Here is a 17,529-nt window from a genome sequence, read left to right as displayed (position 1 = left end):
CGTTTGAGGAGCGGGGGTCCGGGGGCTGGCCCCCGGTACGGGACGGGCAGGGGCGGCGGGGGCGAGAAGGCTCCGGCACTCGCGCCACCGGCGACGTACCCTGGAAAACCCCCGGCCCGCCGCGCGCGTCGGGCCCTTCGCGTTGCCCGCCCCCCGGACGAAAGCCGCCCCGAATGAGCCTGCACGGTCTGCTCGACGCCGTCGTCAAGGACACCGCCCTCGCAGAAGCCGTCAAGGCGGCCGCAGACGGCAACCGCATGCACATCGACCTCGTCGGCCCCCCGGCCGCCCGCCCCTTCGCGATCGCCGCCCTCGCCCGCGAGACCGGCCGCCCCCTGCTCGCGGTGACGGCGACGGGACGCGAGGCGGAGGACCTGGCCGCCGCCCTGCGCTCGCTGCTGCCGCCGGACGGCGTCGTGGACTACCCCTCCTGGGAGACGCTCCCGCACGAGCGGCTCAGCCCCCGCAGCGACACCGTCGGCCGCCGTCTCGCCGTCCTGCGCCGCCTGGCCCACCCCCGCCCCGACGACCCGGAGACCGGCCCGGTGTCCGTCGTCGTGGCCCCCGTACGATCCGTGCTGCAGCCGCAGGTCAAGGGTCTCGGAGACCTCGAACCGGTAGCGCTGAGGACCGGGCAGACCGCCGACCTGAACGAGGTCGTGGAAGCCCTCGCCGCCGCCGCGTACGCGCGCGTCGAGCTCGTCGAGAAGCGCGGCGAGTTCGCCGTACGAGGTGGCATCCTGGACGTCTTCCCGCCCACCGAGGAACACCCCCTGCGCGTGGAGTTCTGGGGCGACGACGTCGAGGAGATCCGCTACTTCAAGGTCGCCGACCAGCGCTCCCTCGAGGTCGCCGAGCACGGCCTGTGGGCGCCGCCCTGCCGTGAACTCCTGCTCACGGACGACGTACGCGCGCGTGCCCGCGCCCTCGCCGACGAGCACCCCGAGCTGGGCGAACTGCTCGGCAAGATCGCCGAGGGCATCGCGGTCGAGGGCATGGAGTCCCTCGCCCCCGTCCTGGTCGACGACATGGAGCTGCTGATCGACGTGCTGCCCAAGGGCGCCATGGCCGTCGTATGCGATCCGGAGCGGGTACGCACGCGTGCCGCCGATCTGGTCGCGACCTCCCAGGAGTTCCTGCAGGCGTCCTGGGCGGCGACGGCGGGCGGTGGCGAGGCCCCCATCGACGTCGGCGCGGCCTCCCTGTGGTCCATCGCGGACGTCCGCGACCGGGCCCGCGAGCTGGACATGATGTGGTGGTCGGTCTCCCCCTTCGCCGCCGACGAAGACCTCGATGCAGACACCCTCAAGCTGGGCATGCACGCCCCCGAGACCTACCGCGGCGACACCGCCAAGGCCCTCGCCGACACCAAGGGCTGGCTCGCCGAGGGCTGGCGCACGGTGTACGTCACAGAGGCTCACGGACCCGCCGCCCGTACCGTCGAGGTGCTGGGCGGCGAAGGCATCGCGGCCCGCCTCGACGTCGAACTCGGGGAGATCTCTCCGTCCGTGGTGCACGTGTCGTGCGGCTCGATCGACTACGGCTTCGTCGACCCGGCGCTCAAGCTGGCCGTCCTGACCGAGACCGACCTGTCCGGCCAGAAGGCGGCCGGCAAGGACGGCGCCCGGATGCCGGCCCGCCGCCGCAAGACCATCGACCCGCTCACCCTGGAGGCGGGCGACTACATCGTCCACGAGCAGCACGGCGTCGGCCGCTACATCGAGATGGTGCAGCGCACCGTCCAGGGCGCCACCCGCGAGTACCTCGTCGTCGAGTACGCCCCCGCCAAGCGCGGCCAGCCCGGCGACCGCCTCTACATCCCCACCGACCAGCTGGAGCAGATCACCAAGTACGTCGGCGGGGAGGCGCCCACCCTGCACCGCCTGGGCGGCGCCGACTGGACCAAGACCAAGGCGCGCGCGAAGAAGGCCGTCAAGGAGATCGCGGCCGACCTCATCCGGCTGTACAGCGCGCGCATGGCGGCCCCCGGCCACACCTTCGGCCCGGACACCCCGTGGCAGCGCGAACTGGAGGACGCCTTCCCGTACGCGGAGACGCCCGACCAGCTCACCACCATCGCCGAGGTCAAGGAGGACATGGAGAAGTCGGTCCCCATGGACCGCCTGATCTGCGGCGACGTCGGCTACGGCAAGACGGAGATCGCGGTCCGGGCCGCCTTCAAGGCCGTACAGGACGGCAAGCAGGTCGCGGTCCTGGTCCCCACGACCCTTCTCGTGCAGCAGCACTTCGGGACGTTCTCCGAGCGCTACTCCCAATTCCCCGTCAACGTAAGGGCGCTCAGCCGCTTCCAGACCGACACCGAGGCGAAGGCCGTCCTGGAGGGCCTGCGGGAGGGCTCGGTGGACGTCGTCATCGGAACCCACCGCCTGTTCTCCTCGGAGACCAAGTTCAAGGACCTCGGTCTGGTCATCGTCGACGAGGAGCAGCGCTTCGGCGTCGAGCACAAGGAGCAGCTGAAGAAGCTGCGCGCCAACGTGGACGTCCTGACGATGTCCGCGACCCCCATCCCCAGGACCCTGGAGATGGCGGTCACCGGCATCCGCGAGATGTCGACGATCACGACACCCCCGGAGGAGCGCCACCCCGTCCTGACCTTCGTCGGGCCGTACGAGGAGAAGCAGATCGGCGCGGCCATCCGGCGTGAACTGCTGCGCGAGGGCCAGGTCTTCTACATCCACAACCGGGTGGAGTCCATCGACCGGGCGGCCTCCCGGCTGCGTGAGATCGTCCCCGAGGCGCGGATCGCGACCGCCCACGGCCAGATGTCCGAGTCGACCCTCGAACAGGTCGTCGTCGACTTCTGGGAGAAGAAGTACGACGTCCTCGTCTCGACCACGATCGTCGAGTCCGGCATCGACATCTCCAACGCCAACACCCTGATCGTGGAGCGCGGCGACAACTTCGGCCTCTCGCAGCTGCACCAGCTGCGCGGCCGGGTGGGCCGTGGCCGCGAGCGCGGATACGCGTACTTCCTGTACCCGCCGGAGAAGCCCCTGACGGAGACCGCCCACGAGCGTCTGGCCACGATCGCCCAGCACACCGAGATGGGCGCGGGCATGTACGTCGCCATGAAGGACCTGGAGATCCGCGGCGCCGGCAACCTCCTCGGCGGCGAACAGTCCGGCCACATCGCGGGCGTCGGCTTCGACCTGTACGTCCGCATGGTCGGTGAGGCGGTCGCGGACTACCGGGCCTCCCTGGAGGGCGGGGTGGAGGAGGAGCCGCCCCTGGAGGTCAAGATCGAGCTTCCCGTGGACGCGCACGTCCCGCACGACTACGCGCCCGGCGAGCGCCTGCGCCTCCAGGCCTACCGCGCCATCGCCTCCGCCAACACGGAGGAGGACATCAAGTCCGTACGCGAGGAACTCGTCGACCGCTACGGCAAGTTGCCCGAACCGGTGGAGAACCTGCTGCTGGTCGCGGGCCTGCGGATGCTCGCCCGTGCCTGCTCGGTCGGCGAGATCGTCCTCCAGGGCAACAACATCCGCTTCGCGCCGGTGGAGCTCCGGGAGTCCCAGGAGCTCAGGGTCAAGCGCCTGTACCCGGGGACCGTCATCAAGCCGGCCGTCCACCAGGTGCTGGTACCGCGCCCGAAGACGGCGAAGGTGGGCGGAAAGCCCTTGGTCGGGCGGGAGTTGCTGGGCTGGGTGGGAGAGTTCCTGGCGTCGATCCTGGGGTCGTAGCCGCCCTGCCGGACAGACGAAGCCGTCCGCGGGAGGCGGATTCCGCGGACGGCTGCTCTGTGGCCTTACGGCTGTTCGGGCCTGTCACGATCCATGCCGAGCTGCCCCTCGATGCGCTGCTGGGCTTCGTCGACCTGGTTCTCGTACTTGTTGCCCGTTCTCTCGTTGACCTTGCGTTCCGCCGCGTCGGACAAGTCCTTGGCCTTGTCCTGCGCCTGGCGGTTGCTCTTGAACCTGTCGAAGATGCCCATCCAGAGCTCCTTCCCGAGGTGGCCCAGGAACGACGATACGTCCCGTATGTGGCAAGTGCCCACTTGGGGACGTTTTTGGTCTGGACCTCATGAACGCCTCCGTGCGCCCTCTCGCTACGGTGTGCGGACAGTCGTACGGGAAATCCGTACGAAAGGAGACCGCCCGTGCGGGGGCGGATCGCGCGGGCAAAGGGGAGGGCGCGCCATGAGGCGTCTGAGGGGCGGGGCGGCGGCTGCCATGGTGCTGGTGTTCGCCGTGGCCGGGTGCAAGGCGGAGACCAAGACGGGATCCGGCGGGCCGCAGGAGACCGGGGGCGGGGGCGCGGCCCTCACGGCCGCCGAGTCGCTGACCGTGAAGGGGCGCGCGCCGAAGACGGGTTACTCCCGGGACAGGTTCGGCGCCGCCTGGGCGGACACCGACTCCAACAGCTGCGACACCCGTGACGACATCCTCAAACGGGACCTGGACGACGTGAAGTTCACCGGCGGCACGTGCAAGGTGTCCTACGGCGTACTGGAGTCGGACCCCTACTCCGGCCAGAAGGTGACCTACCGGCGCGGCCGCAGCCTCGTCGACATCGACCACCTGGTCGCCCTCTCCGACGCCTGGCAGAAGGGCGCCAAGTACTGGAACGCGAGCAAGCGCATAGCCCTCGCCAACGACCCGCTCAACCTCCTCGCCGTCGACGCGAGCGCCAACCGGTCCAAGGGCGACGGCGACACCGCGACCTGGGTGCCGCCCAACAAGGCCTACCGGTGCACCTATGTGGCCGCCCAGGTCGCGGTGAAGAAGAAGTACGGGCTGTGGGTGACCGCCGCCGAGAAGTCCGCGATGGAGAAGGTCCTCAGGACCTGCCCGGGGCAGAAACTTCCCTCCGGCGGCAACCCGACCGAGGCGCCGGCCCGTTTCCGGGCCGGCTGACGGGACTTGCGGGGCCCCCGCTACCCCTGCTTCTTCAGCGCATCGAGGACCGTCGTCGTCACCTTCTTCGCCGACGCGGCGCCGTTGTCGCTGCCCGCCGTGGACAGCACAGTGACCACCGAGTTGCCGGACCGGGCCGCGATCAGCGTGGTGCCGTTCTCCCAGGTGCCGCTCGTCAGCGTCATCGTGTACGCCTCGTCCCCGAGCCCGGCCGTGGACTTGCCGGTGATCTTCACCTTGGCGTGCGCGTCGGTGTCGGTGAACGTGGCGCACTGGGTGGCGACGGACTGAAGGGCCTTCATCACCGCGGTGGCCGTGGTGCCCTGGAAGGTGTCGATCTCCTGGGCGACCTCCTGCGTCTTGTCCTTGCTCGCATAGTCGTTCTGCGCGAACGACACGCCGCCCTTGTAGCCGCTCACCTGGATCCAGGACGTGGCCTCCAGCCGGGTGCAGTCCGGCTTCGCGCTCTTCCTGGCGGACGGCGACAGGAACGTGCCGCCGGTGTCCGAGGAGCCGTCGGCCTCGATGGTGAGTCCGGCGGGGAAGGCCGACGCGGGCGCCAGCGCCTTCTTCAGCTGCGTACCGGTGGGCAGGCCGGCGTTGGGGTCCTTCGCCTTGGTCGCGGCCGCCTTGTCGGAGGAGGCCGTGCCTCCCTGGTCGGAAGAGGAACCGGAGGAGCAGGCGGTGAGGGCCAGGGGAAGTGCCGCGACGGCGAGCAGGGTGGCGACACGAGGCGAGAGACGCATGACAGTCCTTCAAAGGGTGGTGTTGACGGGGGAGTGCACGGCATGCCGCGCGAGGGCCGGAACCGGCCGGGGGTGTGGGGGAAGGTGCCGCCCCGTGGCAGCCGGTGGGACCCGGCTCGGTGAGCGGCGAGCGGTAGTGGTGGGCGTCGGGGCCGGGGTGGCAGGACCCCGGTGGTCACGGGAGGAGCCGGTCAGGCCGCCTTCTTCCAGTCGCCGCAGCCGGTCGTCTTGAAGTAGGCGTCGCCCGGGCCGATGGTGACGACGGCCGTGCCGGTCACGTTGTTGTTCGCGATGATCGAGTGGAGCGAGTGGTCGGCATCCCTGGCGCGCTCCCAGTAGCAGGAGTCGTCCTTGTTGCCGGTGGACCTGTAGGTGCCGGGGGCGATGTCGGAGCCGACTCTGAACATCCCGCCGTCACCGGCCATCCCGGCGGCCGGCGTGCCCTTCGCCTTGGTGCCGACGGCCTCCCAGTCCTTGCAGCCGTTCGACTTGAAGAGCTTGTCCGTCGCCTTGACGGTGACGTAACTGGTGCCGCTCACATTGTCGTTGGCCAGGATCGAGTCCATCTCGCCCTTGGCGTCCTTGGCGCGCTCCCAGTAGCACATGCCATCGGTGTTGCCGGTGGTGCGGTAGGTGCCGGGCTTGACGTCCGAGCCGACCCGGAAGTCGCCGTCGCCCGCGAACGCGGCCTTCTTCTTCCCGGCGGCCTGCGCCTTCCCGCTTCCGGAGCCGTGCTGCGCGGAGGCTGAAGAGTTCTTGCCGGAGCCGGAGGCTGTGCCGCTTGGCTTGTCGTCCGCGTTCGCCGAGACGACGCCGATGACCACGACCCCCACGATGGCGCCCAGCGCGATCTTGCCTTTCATGCCCATGGCGATGTCCCCCCTCGGACGTTCGGATGTGGCGAACTGCCGTTGCCGGGCTGCTGCCGTTCACGGTGTTCGCTGGGTCAATAAGACCAGAGACTGTGAACCGAGTCAACACGATTCACGGAGTGTGGTGTGTACACGGCCGTGAATGCAGGGATCTTGCGTGCGTCGGTATGCTCGGCGTCACACTGCGACGAACGAGGGGAGCCGGCGGGTGCAGGACAACGCGACAGAGGTGACCGCCGCCGGGATCGCCCGGCTGGCCGGTGTGGGCCGCGCCGCCGTCAGCAACTGGCGCCGCCGCCACGCCGACTTCCCCAAGCCCGTCGGCGGCACCGAGACAAGCCCGTCCTTCGCGCTCGCCGAGATCGAGGCCTGGCTGCGCAAGCAGGGCAAACTCGCCGAGGTCCCGCTCCGCGAACGCGTCTGGCAGCAGCTCGTCGGACATCCCGAGGGCCCTGTCACGGCGCTCACCCACGCGGGCTGCGCCCTGCTGCTCATCCATGACCGGCCGACGGTCTGGCTGGAGGCGAGCGCGGGATCGGACGAGCGGCTGGCGGCGATGCTGACGGGCGCGCTGGAGGAGGTCCTGGTGCCACGCTTCGGGGCGCCGGTTCGAGGACACAGCGTTCACAGCAGACCGACCGGAAGTACGGCGCCGGGTGTGAACTCCCCGCTGCCTGTGAACTCCCCGCCGGCTGTGAACACCTCCGCCCGCACCCCCGCCGCCCCCACACCACCCGCCGTGCAAGCCCCCTCCGGCCCCCAACTCCTCCCCTCCGCCCCCCTCCTGCGCGGCGTCGCCGAACTCGCCGCCGCATCGGGCGCCCGCCAGACCTTCGAGTTCCTCCTCGGCCGCCACCTCGACGCCAACCCCCGCCAGTACACGCTCACCCCCGCCGAACTCGCCGGCCTCATGGCCGACCTGGCAGGCCCCGCCCGCACCTTCCTCGACCCCGCTTGCGGGACCGGCGCCCTCCTGCGCGCCGTCACCCCCCGCCCGGACCAGGAGCTCTACGCCCAGGACAGCGCCCCCGACCTCGCCGCGCTCACCGCGCTGCGTCTCGCCCTGCACACGCAGGCGACCGTGCGCGGCGCGGCGGGCGACACCCTGCGCGCCGACGCCTGGCCCGACCTGCGCGCCGACGCCGTCCTGTGCCACCCGCCGTTCAACGAACGCAACTGGGGCCACGACGAACTCGCCTACGACCCCCGCTGGGAGTACGGCTTCCCGGCCCGCAACGAATCCGAGCTGGCCTGGGCCCAGCACGCCCTCGCCCGCCTCCGCGAGGGCGGCACCGCCGTCCTGCTCATGCCGCCCGCCGCCGCCTCCCGCCGCTCCGGCCGCCGGATCCGCGCCGACCTGCTGCGCCGCGGCGCACTGCGCGCCGTCGTCGCCCTGCCCCTCGGCGCGGCACCCCCGTACAACATCCCGCTCCACCTGTGGGTGCTGCGCCGCCCCGACAAGGCGCCCGCGCAGCCCGAGGTGCTGCTCGCCGACACCGGGCAGTACGCCACCGAGGGACGCGGCGGCCCCGACTGGCGGGCCGTGCGCGAGGCCGTGCTCGACGCCTGGGGCGCCTTCGACCGCGCCGGAACGCTCGACGAACGCCCGGGCCTGGCCCGCTCGCTCCCCGTCATCGAACTCCTCGACGACGACGTCGACCTCGCCCCGGCCCGCCATCTGCCGCCCCCGGCCGCGGCGGACGGCGCGGGCGCGCTCACCGCCGTGCGCGAACGCCTCGGCGAGACCCTGCGGCTGACCGCCGAGCTCACCCCGCCGCCCGCGGACCACGCGCAGCCCGCGCCCCGCTGGCCGTTCACCACCGTCGGCGAACTCGCGCGCGGGGGAGCCCTGGTGCTGCGCACCGGCGGAAACGGCGGCCACGCGCGTGTGCCCGTCCTCACCGACCACGACGTCCTCGCCCAGACCGCCCCCTCCGGCGCCCTGCCCGAGAGCGACGAGGACGCCGTGCTGACGCAGCCGGGCGACGTCGTCGTGCCGGTGCTCGGCGGCGGCTCGGTGGCGCGCGTGATCGACGACGCGACCGCGGGCGCCGCCCTGGGGCGCAACCTCGTCCTCCTGCGCCCCGATCCCGCCGCGCTCGACCCCTGGTTCCTCGCCGGCTTCCTGCGCGGCACCGCCAACAACCGCCAGGCCAGCAGCTACGCGTCCACGGCCACCCGCCTCGACGTGCGCCGCCTTCAACTGCCCCGCCTGCCCCTGGAGGAACAGCGGCGCTACGGCGAACGCTTCCGCGCCCTCGACGACTTCGAACGCGCCCTCCGGCACGCGGGCCGCCTCGGAGAGCAACTCGTGCGCGGGATGTACGACGGGCTGACGGACGGGACGGTGGCGCCCGACTGACCGGACCGACCGGACCGAGACGTTCCCGATCGTGGGACGTGACCAGCCCTACAACGGTTCGGTACAAGCCGGGACCCGTTGTCCTTGTCGGCCTATACGCTCGGACTCAGCATTCGTGTTCGTCCCATCAGGTCCCCAGGAGCAGCCATGCAGGGCCACGGCTACGCCGCGCCTCCGCCCCGTCGACCCTCGACCGGGGTGCTGGTGCTGCTACGCGTGGTCTTCGTGGCGGTCGGGCTGCTCAGCATCGGGTTCCTGGCCTGGGTGGCGACGCTCCGCGCGGCGATCGTCACCCGCAAGGCCACCGACTGGTGGATCTTCGCGGCCTCGGTGGTGGTCCTCGGCATCAGCTTCGCCTTCCTGAGCACCGACCACACCGACGACTTCAGCACCCCGAACGGCAACGCGGGCATGATCATCCTGCTGCTGAACGCCGTGGCCTGCGTGGGCTACTACCTCTACGCGGACATACGTCACTTCCACCGGCCCCACCAGGTCTACGCCGGGGGGCCGCCCGCCACGCCGGGTTACGGGTATCCGCAGCCCGCGTCGCCGTTCACCGCGACGACCGTGCCGAGCACACCGCAACCGCCGTACACCACGCCCCCGATGCCGCACGCCCCCACGCCCCAGCCGCCCGTCCCCGGCCCGCCGCAGCGCCCCGCGCCCGCCCGTATCGACCAGGTGCGCGCCGAACTCGACGAGCTCAGCGACTATCTGCGCCAGCACCCGGGCCACTTTGACGGCAACCACGAGGGCGGAAGGTGAGCGTGGCGGCAGGAAGGGTCGTCGCCGGCCGCTACGCGCTGTCCACGCTCATCGGGCAGGGCGGCATGGGCCAGGTCTGGACGGCGTACGACCAGCGGCTGGACCGGCGTGTGGCGGTGAAGCTGCTGCGCCCCGACAAGGTCGCCGGGCAGGAGGCCGACGAGCTGCGCCGCCGCTTCGTGCGCGAGTGCCGGGTGACCGCCCAGGTCGACCACCCCGGCCTGGTCACCGTGCACGACGCGGGCAGCGAGGGCGAGGAGCTGTTCCTCGTCATGCAGTACGTCGACGGCGCGGACCTCTCCGACCATCTCGCCGAGCACGACCCCTACCCCTGGCAGTGGGCCGTCGCGGTCGCAGCCCAGCTGTGCGCCGTGCTGAGCGCCGTGCACGCCGTGCCGATCGTCCACCGCGACCTCAAGCCCCGCAATGTGATGGTGAAGCAGGACGGCACGGTCACCGTCCTCGACCTGGGTGTCGCCTCCGTCATGGACGCCGACACCACCCGCCTCACCCACACCGGCACCCCCATAGGCTCGCCCGCCTACATGGCGCCCGAGCAGGCCATGGGCGGCGCGGTCGGCCCGTACACCGACCTGTACGCGCTCGGTGTACTCCTGCACGAACTGCTCAGCGGCGACGTCCCGTTCGCGGGCTCCACAGCGCTCGGCGTACTGCACCGGCACCTGTACGAGCCACCGGTGCCCGTGCGCCGTATCCGCCCCGAGGTCCCCGAACCGCTCGAGGCCCTCGTCCTGCGCCTGCTCGCCAAGGACCCGCAGCACCGTCCGGCCTCCGCGCAGGACGTGTACGAGCACCTGTCGCTGCTCCTGCCCGCGCGCGGGACTCCCACCGGGGCGCCCCTCGACCCCACCCGCCCCTTCCTGCGCCCGCACGCCCCCTGGCCGGACCGCGCGCGCACGCCCGCGCCCCAGCCCGCGCCGGTCACCCCGGCGGTCGAGAAGGCGGAGAAACCCGACGTCGCCCGCGCCGTCGACGAGGTCAAGCGCCTCCTCGGCGAGGGCCGCATCACCCAGGCCGTCGACATCCTCGGCGCGATCCTCCCCGCGGCCGCCGAACAGCACGGCGAGCACTCCCCGGTCGTGCGCACCCTGCGCAAGCAGTACGCGGCGACCCTCATGGACGACGGCCAGTACCGGCGCGCACTGCCCGAACTGCGCCGTCTCGCCGACGAACGCGCCGCCGAGGCCGGCCAGGCCGACCCGCAGTCGCTGCGCTTCCGCTACGAGGCCGCCCAGTGCCTGGAGTCCCTCGGTGAACCGGCGGCCGCGCTCGCCGAGTACCGCGCGCTGCTGCCGTACTACGAGAACCAGTACGTGGCCGGCGACCCCGAGCTCGCCCACGACGTCCGCCGCCGCATCGGGCACCTCCTGCTCGCCCTCGGCGACCGCGCCGCCGCCCACGACACCCTCGCCAGGCTCCTGCTCGACGTGGAGCGGCTGCGCGGCCCCGGCCACCCGCTCGCGGCCGAAATCCGCCGCACCCTGGGGTGGTTGGGGCAGGTGCGCGGTTAGTTTTTACCGAGCCATGGGGGATTCTTGTGATCCCCGGGGGCTTACGTTTCCCGAACGCTTGACCGGGTCCGGATACGGTGCCGTTCGTTTTACGCCAGGCGACGCACAACGCAGCCGACGCGCAACCAGGGGTGGGGTACACATGGCCGGCCATCGGCAGTCCAAGAGGCGCAGATACATCACCTGGGCCGCCGCCGGTGCCGCCGTGGTCGCGGGGGCCGGCCTCGCCGCGCAGAGCTCCATGGCCGCCACGACCTGGCCCGCGCAGAAGACGTACACCGGCCGTGCCTTCGACACCTGCGCCGCGCCCTCCCTGGCCGCGATGAAGGCCTGGCACACCGGCTTCTACGGCGCCGCGGCCGTCTACGTCGGCGGCAGGAACCGCGGCTGTTCCCAGCCCAACCTGACCGCCTCCTGGGTGAAGTCGGTCAGCGCGGTCGGCTGGAAGCTCATCCCGCTCTACGTCGGCGCCCAGCCGCCCTGCCAGTCCGGCTCCAGCCCCGAGAGGATCACCGCCACCACGGCCGCCTCCCTCGGCAGGACCGACGCGGACGACGCCGTGGCCAAGGCATCGGCGCTCGGCATGAAGGCCGGCAGCCCGATCTACCTGGACATGGAGTCGTACGACATCACGAACACGTCGTGCAACAACGCCGTGCTCACCTATGTCCGCGCCTTCGACAAGGAACTGCACGCCAAGGTCTACCGCGCCGGCTACTACGGCTTCACCAGCTCCAGCGCGAAGGCCATCGCCAACGCCAGTGACAAGACGGACCTGCCGGGCAACCTCTGGTACGCCCTGTGGGACAAGCAGAACACCACGACCGCGGACTGGCCGTTCGGCGCGACCCAGTACACGAACCACAGCCGCGCCCACCAGTACCTGGTCAACAGCAAGGAGACGCGCAACGGCTACACGATCACCGTGGACCGCGACGCGTGGGACGCCCCGGTGGCCATCACCGGCTGACCACCGGCCCTCCGAGGCGCGGCGGTGCCCGAAGTCGCCGTGAATCGTTGGTCGAATGGGTTGGCCACAGCCGACCCACTGCCTACCATCGATCACCGCAAGACTTTGTGCACCGTCGCACAATCTCCTCGGGAGGCTCCCTTGCACCGCCGTCGCACCGCGCTCGTCCTCACCGCCGCGATCGCCGCCGCGGCCCCCGTCCTGACCGCCTGCGGAAGCGATGCGCACCCCGGTGCGGCAGCCGTCGTCGGCGGTCAGCGGATCACCGTGGCGCAGCTGGAGACCCGGGTGAACGAGGTGCGCGCGGCGCAGCGGGCGGCCGTGAAGGACGACGCGCAGTACAAGCAGGCCGTCTCGCAGACCGCGGGACTCACCCGCGACACCCTGCACGGGATGGTCATCGACCGGGTGCTGCACCGCGCCGCCCAGGACGCGGGCGTGAGCGTCACGCCCAAGGAGGTCCAGCAGATGCGCACCGGCCTCGAGCAGCAGGTCGGCGGCTCCAAGGCCCTCCAGACGGCCTGGCTCCAGCAGTACGGCGTCGCCCCGCAGCGCCTCGACGAGAACCTGCGCCTCCAGCTGGAGGCCCAGAAGCTGGCCCAGGCCCTCGGCGCCGACACCAGCAAGCCGGCCTTCTGGAACGCGCTGTCCAAGGCGTCCAAGGAACTCCATGTCGACCTGAACCCGCGCTACGGCACCTGGGACGTCCAGAAGAGCAGCCGTGTCGACGCGAAGACCCCGTGGGTGCGCGAGGTCACGGCGACCGGGACGCAGCAGACGGCGTAACGGTCCGCCGGGGCCGCGGCCCCTGTGGACAGCGGCCCGGCCGACCACAGCCCTGTGGACGACTTCCGGGGCTGTCGGCGGCGTGCGTTACGTTCGGATCGTGAACGCAACCAGCTCCGGACAGGCCCCCGGCCGCATCGTCCTGCTCACCACCAGCCACCGTGTCGCGCCCGGCCTGCTGTCCTGGCCCGCCTGGCAGGCCCTGCACGCCGCCGACCGCGTGCTGTGCTCGGACGGCGCCCACCCGCAGCTGCCGTATCTGCGGGAGGCGGGCATCCGGGTCGACGAGGCCGCGCCCACCGCCGAGGATCTGGTCGACGCGTGCGCGGGCGGCCGTACGGTCGTGGTGGTCGCGACCGGCGAGGGCGAGCCGGCCCTCACCGACGGGCTGGCCCGGCTGGCGGGCTCCGGACGGATACAGATGCCGGAGCTGGAGCTGCTCCCGGCCTCCTACGACCTCCCCGGCGCCCGCCTCCTGGACCTCGTCCAGGTCATGGACCGCATCCGCGCCGAGTGCCCGTGGTCGTCCCAGCAGACCCACAAGGGGCTGGCGAAGTACGGCATCGAGGAGGCGTACGAACTCGTCGAGGCGATCGAGGAGGGCGACCGCGACGAACTGCGCGAGGAGCTGGGCGACGTCCTGCTCCAGGTGGTCTTCCACGCCCGGATAGCCGAGGAGGACGCGGACGCCCCGTTCTCCGTCGACGACGTGGCCGCCGGCATCGTCACCAAGCTCATCCACCGCCACCCGCACGTCTTCGGCGACGAGACCGCCGCCACGCCCGAGGAGGTCAAGGAGCACTGGCTGCGCACCAAGGCGGTCGAGAAGCAGCGCACCTCGGTGACGGAGGGCATACCGCTGGGCCAGCCGGGCCTGGCCCTCTCGGCGAAGCTGGCTTCGCGGGTGCGGACGGCCGGCCTGGACGTGCCGCTGCCCCAAGCCGAGGGCGTCGGTTACGAGTTGCTCGCGCTGGCGGTGCGCGCCGAGGCGGCGGGCGTGGACCCGGAGGCCGCGCTGCGGGCGGCCGCCCGGGCCTACCGGGACGCGATCAGGGAGACGGAGGGCCGCGACCGGTCAGGCGGCGGTGAACCGCACGGGCAGGTCTCGTAGCCCGCGCATGATGAGCCCGCCCCGCCAGCGCAGCTCGGCGGGGTCGGCGGCGAGCTCGAGATCGGGCAGCCGGCGCAGCAGCGTCTCCAGGGCGGTACGGCCTTCGAGCCGGGCCAGGGGGGCGCCGAGACAGTAGTGGATGCCGTGGCCGTATCCGAGGTGCTGGTTGTCCCGGCGGGAGAGATCGAGCGTGTCGGGCTCCGTGAAGCGGGCCGGGTCGCGGTCCGCCGCGGCCAGGACGACCAGGACGGGGTCGCCGGTGGCGATGCGCTGTCCGCCGATGGTCAGCGGCTCGGTGGCGAAGCGCCAGGTGGCCAGCTCCACGGGACCGTCGTAGCGGAGCAGCTCCTCTATACCGGTGTCGAGCAGTGCGCTCTCACCGCGCCCGATCGACTCCTGGAGCCGCTGCCGCTGCCCGGGATTGCGCAACAGCGCGTAGGTGCCGTTGCCGATCAGGTTGATGGTGGTCTCGAAGCCGGCGAAGAGGAGCACGAAGCACATCGCGGCGGCCTCGTTCTCCGTGAGGTGCTCGCCGTGGTCGGAGGCGCGGATCAGACCCGAGATCAGGTCCTCGCCGAGGTCGCCGCGCTTGCGGTGGATGAGTTCGGCCAGATAGCCGCGGATCTTCTTCACGGAGCGGGCGACACCGCCGCGCGGACCGCCGCCGTGCCGGATCATCATCCCCGCCCAGTCGCGGAAGTCGTCCTGGTCCTCGCGCGGGACGCCGAGCAGATCGCAGATCGCGTAGATGGGGAGGGGGAAGGCGAAGTCGTGGATCAGATCGGCCTCGCCGTGCGGCGCGAACCGGTCGATGAGGTCGTCCGTCAACTCCTGCACCCGCGGCGCGAATTCGGCCACCCGGCGCGGGGTGAACGCCTTGGAGACGAGACGGCGCAGCCGGGTGTGGTCCGGGGGGTCGATATTGAGCAGATGCGTCATGAGGTTGGCGCTGCGCTCACCCGGAATGCCGGTCCTGCTCTTGCCCTGCGCGTCCTCGGCGTGGTGCTCGGGGTTCTTCGAGAGCCGCCCGTCCGCGAGCGCCTGACGTGCGTCGGCGTAGCGGGTCACCAGCCATGCCTCGACCCCGCTGGGAAGTTTCGTCCAGTGGACGGGGGAGTGCTCGCGCAGCCAGGCGTAGGCCGGATACGGGTCGCCGGCGAATTCCCAGGTGAAGAGTTCGGGTGCGGTGTTCGGGACGTTCACAGGACGACCGTAGCCGCAGCCCGCCGGCGGATGCGCCGCCGCGGCGAACCGGTCAAAGATGACGTGCGTTCAAGTCTGTGATCTTCACGTGATCTACGCGGCATTAACTTGTGACAAGTGATCGGCAGCGGATACGTTCACGGACCAGCGCGGTGGTATCGAACGCCTGTCGGTGTCATGCGCCGCGCGGTCACTGCTGTCTTGTGAAAGGCGTCCGCATGCTCTCCGGGAACGGTCGACACCGTCGCCCCCGTCAGGCTCCGGCAATCCTCGTCGCGGCCGGGGTGACCGGCTCCGCCATCGCGATCCCGCTCTTCGCCGCCGGCGGCGCGAGCGCCGCGGACGGCACCACCTGGGACAAGGTGGCGCAGTGCGAGACGGGCGGCTCCTGGAGCGAGAACGGCGGCAACGGGTTCTACGGCGGGCTCAAGTTGACCCAGGAGAACTGGGAGAAGTACGGCGGCCTCGACTACGCCCCCCGGGCCGACCTCGCCAGTCGCAACCAGCAGATAGCCGTCGCCGAGAAGCTCCTGGACGACCAGGGCGTCGGCGCCTTCCACACCTGCGGGCTGACCTCCGGGCTGACCAAGGACTCGGGTTCGGCCGACATCGACACCGGTGTGCTGGGCGGCGGTTCCGGTTCGTCCGATTCCTCCGGGTCTTCGGACTGGACCGGTCTCTCCAACTCCTCGGGCAGCGCTTCCGATGGGTCCTCTTCGTCGGATTCGTCCTCCGGCTCGTCGTCCAGCGCCTCCCCCTCGACCTCCGCGAGCGCGAGGGACAACTCCACCGAATCCGGCACATCCGCCTCGCCTTCCACCTCTGCGTCCAAGAAGGCCACAGGCGGCTCACAGGGTGCCGACAGCTCGCCGACAGACAAGGCGAAGGGTGACGACTCGGACAATCCCGAGCCCCCGGCGTCCACTTGGACCCTCGTCGACACCGGCTCGACCGGCTCGACCGGCACCGGCCGCCACCGCGGCGCCAGCGCCGACGAGACGGCAGGCAAGGCCGCCGATGCGACCAAGGCCGACGGCGGCACGCACGACACGTACACCGTCCACGCCGGCGACACCCTCGCCTCCATCGCCGACTCCCTTCACCTGGACGGCGGGTGGCGTGCGCTCTACGCCGAGAACAAGAAGGCCATCGGTACCGACCCGAATCACATCTTCGCCGGTCAGACCCTGAAACTCGGTGCCGAATAGGGCGAAAAACAACGGGAGTTCACGTCACACTTCGCCACCGAATGTCCGGTTTAGTGAAAGTGTGGGATGAGTCTCAGAAGCCCTGATCGTCTTTGAAATTCGGCGGAGCGCGTGTCTACCGTCGTCACCGCTCGTCAACACGAGCCCCGGCTGCCGCAACGCCGAATCCTGCCAGCGGTCGTACGGGAACAGTCGTCGCGTAAAGCGCCGTAGGCAGGAGCGGGGGACCCAAGGTAGGTGCCGTCCCGGGCAGTTGACGGGCGGCTAGGGGTGTAGCCGTGTCTCGTGAGAGCGAGAGCACGGCCGGGCAACTCAACCGGCCCGAACCCGACAGCTCACCTCGCAGGCGTCGGTGAGGGGATCGAACCATGCTGTTTTCCGGCAAGGGCAAGCACCGTCGTCCGTCCAAGGCCACCCGCGTCGCCGCGCTGGCCGGTGTCACCGGCGTCGCCATCGCCGCTCCGCTGATGGCGGCCGGCAACGCCTCCGCCGCCACCGCCTCCGAGTGGGACAAGGTCGCCCAGTGCGAGTCCGGCGGCAACTGGTCCATCAACACCGGGAACGGCTACTACGGCGGCCTGCAGTTCTCCGCCTCCACCTGGGCCGCGTACGGCGGCACCGCCTACGCCCCGCAGGCCAACCAGGCCAGCAAGGCGCAGCAGATAGCCGTCGCCGAGAAGGTCCTCGCCTCCCAGGGCAAGGGCGCCTGGCCGGTCTGCGGTACGGGCCTGTCCGGTGCCGCCTACAACGGCAGCGCCCCCAGCGCGAACACCAACCGCTCCAGCGACTCGCAGGCCGCCTCCCGCTCCGCCGAGCGCCCGGCCGCGAAGACCGAGAAGAGCACGAAGACCGTCACCACCCCGACCGGCAAGAAGGTCAAGAAGGGCGACGGCGAGTACAAGGTCGTCAAGGGCGACACCCTCAGCTCGATCGCCGAGAAGCACGGCGTCAAGGGCGGCTGGCAGAAGCTGTTCAAGCTGAACAAGGACATCGTCTCCGACGCCAACCTCATCTACCCGGGTCAGCAGCTGCACCTCAAGTGACAGCCTCGCGGGCTCCCCGCTCCGGTGCGTGTTCCCCCGTACGCACCGGAG

14 protein-coding genes and 1 riboswitch are annotated in these 17,529 nt (G+C 71.2%); of the genes, 10 read left to right on the top strand and 4 right to left on the bottom strand.

Annotation, left to right across the window (positions count from 1 at the left end):
• The first annotated feature begins 173 nt into the window (after window positions 1-173).
• Window positions 174-3,704, top strand: coding sequence for a transcription-repair coupling factor (gene mfd / locus ABT254_RS40030; RefSeq protein WP_351481897.1), 3,531 nt, complete (start codon window positions 174-176; stop codon window positions 3,702-3,704).
• Window positions 3,705-3,769: 65 nt separating this feature from the next.
• Here mfd and ABT254_RS40025 read toward each other — a convergent pair whose 3' ends face one another.
• The gene (locus ABT254_RS40025) at window positions 3,770-3,955 is read right to left on the bottom strand and encodes an antitoxin (RefSeq protein WP_351481894.1); all 186 of its coding nucleotides are present in this window, start codon (window positions 3,953-3,955) and stop codon (window positions 3,770-3,772) included.
• Window positions 3,956-4,160: 205 nt separating this feature from the next.
• On the opposite strand from ABT254_RS40025, the gene ABT254_RS40020 reads away from it, so the two are divergent.
• Window positions 4,161-4,877, top strand: coding sequence for an HNH endonuclease family protein (locus ABT254_RS40020; protein ID WP_351481891.1), 717 nt, complete (start codon window positions 4,161-4,163; stop codon window positions 4,875-4,877).
• A gap of 20 nt (window positions 4,878-4,897) precedes the next feature.
• Here the strand turns inward: ABT254_RS40020 and ABT254_RS40015 are convergent, their stop codons facing one another.
• A complete protein-coding gene (locus ABT254_RS40015) occupies window positions 4,898-5,623 on the bottom strand; it encodes a hypothetical protein (RefSeq protein ID WP_351481888.1) in 726 nt (241 codons plus the stop codon).
• Window positions 5,624-5,814: 191 nt separating this feature from the next.
• Window positions 5,815-6,492, bottom strand: a complete 678-nt coding sequence (locus ABT254_RS40010; protein WP_351481885.1) for an Rv1352/Rv1906c domain-containing protein — start codon at window positions 6,490-6,492, stop codon at window positions 5,815-5,817.
• Window positions 6,493-6,703: 211 nt separating this feature from the next.
• Here ABT254_RS40010 and ABT254_RS40005 point away from each other — a divergent pair, with 211 nt between their 5' ends.
• From ABT254_RS40005 to ABT254_RS39980, 6 genes are all read left to right on the top strand, one after another.
• Entirely contained in the window at window positions 6,704-8,857 is a 2,154-nt protein-coding gene (locus tag ABT254_RS40005) for an N-6 DNA methylase (protein WP_351481882.1), read from the top strand.
• A 147-nt stretch (window positions 8,858-9,004) separates the two neighbouring features.
• Complete coding sequence (locus tag ABT254_RS40000) at window positions 9,005-9,625, top strand: hypothetical protein (RefSeq protein ID WP_351481879.1); 621 nt, start codon at window positions 9,005-9,007, stop codon at window positions 9,623-9,625.
• A gap of 38 nt (window positions 9,626-9,663) precedes the next feature.
• Entirely contained in the window at window positions 9,664-11,157 is a 1,494-nt protein-coding gene (locus ABT254_RS39995; protein ID WP_351482086.1) for a protein kinase domain-containing protein, read from the top strand.
• Window positions 11,158-11,299: 142 nt separating this feature from the next.
• The gene (locus ABT254_RS39990) at window positions 11,300-12,127 is read left to right on the top strand and encodes a glycoside hydrolase domain-containing protein (RefSeq protein ID WP_351481877.1); all 828 of its coding nucleotides are present in this window, start codon (window positions 11,300-11,302) and stop codon (window positions 12,125-12,127) included.
• Window positions 12,128-12,268: 141 nt separating this feature from the next.
• Window positions 12,269-12,913 carry a SurA N-terminal domain-containing protein gene (locus tag ABT254_RS39985; RefSeq protein WP_351481875.1) on the top strand — a complete coding sequence of 215 codons (645 nt, stop codon included), beginning with the start codon at window positions 12,269-12,271 and terminating at the stop codon, window positions 12,911-12,913.
• 100 nt (window positions 12,914-13,013) lie between these two features.
• A complete protein-coding gene (locus ABT254_RS39980; protein ID WP_351481873.1) occupies window positions 13,014-14,024 on the top strand; it encodes a nucleoside triphosphate pyrophosphohydrolase in 1,011 nt (336 codons plus the stop codon).
• On the opposite strand, the gene ABT254_RS39975 is transcribed toward ABT254_RS39980, so the two are convergent.
• Entirely contained in the window at window positions 13,989-15,227 is a 1,239-nt protein-coding gene (locus ABT254_RS39975; RefSeq protein WP_351481870.1) for a cytochrome P450 family protein, read from the bottom strand. The genes ABT254_RS39980 and ABT254_RS39975 overlap by 36 nt on opposite strands.
• A 218-nt stretch (window positions 15,228-15,445) precedes the next feature.
• On the opposite strand from ABT254_RS39975, the gene ABT254_RS39970 reads away from it, so the two are divergent.
• Together ABT254_RS39970 and ABT254_RS39965 are read left to right on the top strand one after the other, a co-directional pair.
• Entirely contained in the window at window positions 15,446-16,435 is a 990-nt protein-coding gene (locus tag ABT254_RS39970; RefSeq protein WP_351481867.1) for a transglycosylase family protein, read from the top strand.
• A gap of 195 nt (window positions 16,436-16,630) precedes the next feature.
• Window positions 16,631-16,799: riboswitch (cyclic di-AMP (ydaO/yuaA leader) on the top strand.
• A 4-nt stretch (window positions 16,800-16,803) separates the two neighbouring features.
• Window positions 16,804-17,478: a transglycosylase family protein gene (locus tag ABT254_RS39965; protein ID WP_351481864.1), complete on the top strand. Its 675-nt coding sequence runs from the start codon at window positions 16,804-16,806 to the stop codon at window positions 17,476-17,478.
• Window positions 17,479-17,529: the final 51 nt, after the last annotated feature.

Origin of the sequence: Streptomyces sp. NPDC001137, assembly GCF_040298885.1 — a bacterium.
GTDB lineage: Bacteria > Actinomycetota > Actinomycetes > Streptomycetales > Streptomycetaceae > Streptomyces.
Note: the sequence above shows the minus strand (reverse complement) of the source record. Positions and strands in the feature narration are given on the sequence as shown.

Bases quoted from the DNA above. Each gene is read 5' to 3' on its own strand.
- mfd (WP_351481897.1), top strand. From the start codon at position 174: ATGAGCCTGCACGGTCTGCTCGACGCCGTCGTCAAGGACACCGCCCTC.
- ABT254_RS40020 (WP_351481891.1), top strand. From the start codon at position 4,161: ATGAGGCGTCTGAGGGGCGGGGCGGCGGCTGCCATGGTGCTGGTGTTC.
- ABT254_RS40015 (WP_351481888.1), bottom strand. From the start codon at position 5,623: ATGCGTCTCTCGCCTCGTGTCGCCACCCTGCTCGCCGTCGCGGCACTT.
- ABT254_RS39965 (WP_351481864.1), top strand. From the start codon at position 16,804: ATGCTGTTTTCCGGCAAGGGCAAGCACCGTCGTCCGTCCAAGGCCACC.
- ABT254_RS39970 (WP_351481867.1), top strand. From the start codon at position 15,446: ATGCTCTCCGGGAACGGTCGACACCGTCGCCCCCGTCAGGCTCCGGCA.
- ABT254_RS39990 (WP_351481877.1), top strand. From the start codon at position 11,300: ATGGCCGGCCATCGGCAGTCCAAGAGGCGCAGATACATCACCTGGGCC.
- ABT254_RS40025 (WP_351481894.1), bottom strand. From the start codon at position 3,955: ATGGGCATCTTCGACAGGTTCAAGAGCAACCGCCAGGCGCAGGACAAG.
- ABT254_RS40000 (WP_351481879.1), top strand. From the start codon at position 9,005: ATGCAGGGCCACGGCTACGCCGCGCCTCCGCCCCGTCGACCCTCGACC.
- ABT254_RS40010 (WP_351481885.1), bottom strand. From the start codon at position 6,492: ATGGGCATGAAAGGCAAGATCGCGCTGGGCGCCATCGTGGGGGTCGTG.